This is a genomic window from Finegoldia magna (genome assembly GCF_018371055.1).
In the GTDB taxonomy this organism is placed as follows: Bacteria; Bacillota; Clostridia; order Tissierellales; family Peptoniphilaceae; genus Finegoldia; species Finegoldia magna_I.
The window spans coordinates 1-3,452 of the sequence record NZ_JAGYZD010000183.1; the positions used below are offsets into that span (position 1 = coordinate 1).

The 3,452-nt window shown below is 35.5% G+C and carries 3 protein-coding genes; all 3 read right to left on the reverse strand.

The annotated features are described in order from the left end of the window. Window positions 1-266, reverse strand: a 266-nt coding sequence (locus KHW44_RS07575) for an oligosaccharide flippase family protein (protein WP_304067945.1), incomplete at its 3' end; no start/stop codon positions are given. Between the two features lie 189 nt (window positions 267-455). Beyond that, window positions 456-1,601, reverse strand: a complete 1,146-nt coding sequence (locus tag KHW44_RS07580) for a double-cubane-cluster-containing anaerobic reductase (protein ID WP_094225198.1) — start codon at window positions 1,599-1,601, stop codon at window positions 456-458. Between the two features lie 414 nt (window positions 1,602-2,015). After that, a partial coding sequence (locus KHW44_RS07585; RefSeq protein ID WP_304067950.1) for a UDP-N-acetylmuramoyl-L-alanyl-D-glutamate--2,6-diaminopimelate ligase occupies window positions 2,016-3,452 on the reverse strand: 1,437 nt, incomplete at its 5' end.

Here is a 3,452-nt window from a genome sequence, read left to right on the forward strand (position 1 = left end):
GAGAAAACTTCCCTCGAAAATTGATTGAGTTTTGTTCTATTTTCTCTGTATTTGGAACCTTCTCTGACTGCGTAATTGGTAATTCCAAGCGATGCAATCAGCATGAATATTTTAATAATTGAATCCCCGTAGCTTACCTTTCCCATGTTTGCTACTTGCAAAATTCTCGTAGCGTAAGGAAAAGTTATCAACGGGTAGACAACGCTCAGCCCAACTTTGATTAAATTAAGCATCGCGTTTAATTTAAGTGATTTTTGCTTTGCCAAGTTTTTCCTCTCCTATGTGCAAAATTAATACTTACTATATTGTATCACACCTAGCTAGGTAGATTATTACAACATTTCAAAATTTCCAACAAAAAAATAACCGCCAGTTCTGAATAATGGCGATTATTTTCCAGGTAATACCTGTATGGACTTTGCTGAATCTATTATACCATAATTTTTTAAAAAATGTTATAACATTTCGATAAAAGCACCGATTCTTGTATTTAATTGTCCGATATCTGATTTTGAATAATCAGTTTCCACAGCGATGTATGGAACATTCTTCTTATCGTTGCAGAATCTCTTAATTGCCAAACCTTCAACTTGGTAAGGAGTACAAGCTTGTAAGTGCATGTCGATAACACCATCAACCTTATATTCGTCGATTAATTTATCCAATAATTTAAGTCTGTTTTCGTTTGGACTCACACATGCACAACCGATGTTCATGTATTTTCTAGCAATCGCATCAATCATATCTGGATTGTCAACATCGACATTTTCATCAATAGCCTTAGCGCCACCACAGTTTTCGTAGCTAACCACAACTGCACCGTTGTTTTCGACTGCTTCGATAACTTTTTCAGTCGCACCACCGATAGGACAACCAGTAATCAAAATTCTTGGTTTGCCACTAATGTGCTTGTGTTCAGACATGACCTTAGCTTTTAATTCTTCAAGCATTTGTGGAATTTGTTCCTTGTCAAAATCAAATTGCACACCATTTAAAACATGCCACAATTCTCCACCTGTGATTGGCAAATCATCAGCCTTCATTATAGAATAGAAGTCCTTTACAGCAGATCTCTCAGCATTTTTCACTTCAATAGCATGCTTTAATTTTTCATCAGTGATTTCAACACCGAATAAATCTTCGATAGTCTTAATCATTTTTCTGATTTCTTCTTTCCATAAAATAAGACCTTGTTCAGTGTTCTTGTTTGGAAGCTCCATAACGTGAACTGGCTTGAATTCTCCCAAATATTCGTACATCTTCTTCTTGCCATCGCAAGTAGTTTCTCCAACAACCAAATCAGAGAAATAGAAGAACGGACACTTATCAGTCAACGCAAAACCATACGAAGATTTGATAAGTGGGCATAAGTTTTTAGGCAAATCCCTCTCAGCATCTTGAATAGTTTCGTCACTTGTAGCACACAAACTAACACAAGTAGCACCAGCTGCAACAGCTAACTCTTGTGGAAAAAACGTACAAAAAATTCCTATAACGGGAATATCCTTATCCTTTATTTCTTTTACTTTCAAAAAAGCATTTTGACGACTTTCTGCAAAATCGTTAAAAACTTCTGGTAATTCCTTCTTTAAATCAACCATCTAATCACCTCGTAACAAATAATATCATTTAATCAATAATATATCAAAATGATAATCGTTATTTATAGATTTTTTCTATAAATGACCTCTCTTGCCTCTCCCGTGGATGCTTTTGATGAAAATCTTGGTAATTTTTCAAAACCAAAAACATCGTAAAAGAGCGAATCATTCGGAAAGAATTGTTTTAAATTAAATCAAAAAGCAGATTACCAAGTTTGCTAAGAATATCATACGGAGAAAATAATAATAAAATCAAGCGAAGTGAACCGTTAAAAAAGTGTGCTGTTTGAGCGTTAGCGAGTTCACAATTTTAGGTTTACAAGCGATGAATTTATCAATTTTTGTAGTCTAGATATTCGTTCGTATCGGTGTCTATTTTTGCTTTTATTGAAGATATGTTCGTATCTTTACTGCTTATTTATTCTTCAATTCATCCAACACTTCGTTGACTGTTTCTTTTTCAGAATAAGGTGTCTTTTCATTTCCTTTGAGCTTGATGAAGTTTTCTTGTCCTTTTCCCAAAAGTAGAACAAAATCTCCCTCATTTGCCATTTCTATCGCATGTTTAATGGCAGATTTTCTGTCTTTGATTCTGACATATTCACCGTTTTCTTCTTCAATCCCGCTGACGATGTCATCTGCAATGTTTTCGTATGTGTCGAATTTTGGATCGTCAGTTGTCACCACCGAGAACACGTTGTTTTCAGCGGAAATCTTTCCTACCTCGTGTCTAATTTCACGAGTTCTGTCGCCACTCATTCCATAAACTGCGATTTTTCGTTTGTCGTTTGGCACAGATTTGTAGATATTTTCAAAAGCTTTTGGAGTGTGTGCAAAATCAATGACAATATTTATCCCCAAATCATTTTTAACAAATTCAAACCTCGCTTCAACGCCTGTAAAACTTTCCAACGCTTTGGCGATATCTTCCATTTCGTATCCCAATAAATTCACCGCAGCAATCGCAGCCACCGCATTGTACACATCAAACATAGCAAATCTGTTGAGTACAAATTTCACGTTTTTGATTTCAAAATGCATCTTGCCATCAATTAATTCCACATTTTCTGCCTTGAAATCTGATTCGTTTTCCATCGAGAATGTATATGCTTCTTCAAACCTTCCCTTTGCTTTTCTTCCGTATTCATCATCTACGTTCACGATTTTTTTCTTGGAATTTTCGAACAAAATCATCTTCGCATCGAAATAATTCTCCATATTTTTGTGAAAATCCATATGCTCTATCGATAAATTGTTAAACACAGCTACATCAAAGTCAATCCCGTCTAGTCTATGCAAATACAATCCATGACTTGAACATTCCACAACAGCGTTGTCGATTTTTTTGTCCACCGAAAGCTTCAAAATCTTGTCGATTTCGCAAATTTCTGGAGTCGTGTTTGGCGTTTCGTATTTTTCTTTCGCGATAAAAGTTCCGTTCGTGCCGATATTTGTGCATTGTGAGTTTAAGTTTTCCAAAATATGACTAATCATAGAAGCTGTTGTAGTCTTTCCATTTGTTCCAGTGACTCCTATCACTCGAAGCTTCTTTGATGGAAAATCACACACCACATTTGAAATTTGGGCAAGAGCTATCCTTGCATCTTCGACTTTGATGTAGTTGATACCTTCTATTTTTTGTGTATCTTGTGTAACCACAATCGTGTTTGCGCCGTTCTCAATCGCCTTGTCGATAAATTTGTGTCCATCAAATTCCATCCCTGAAATCGCCACAAACACTCCACCTTTTTCGATTTTCCTGGAGTCATTTGTCACATTTGTAATCTCGTCATCGTTGTTTTTCGTGTAATCTATATAATCAATTTTCTCTAATATATCAGTTAAGTTCAT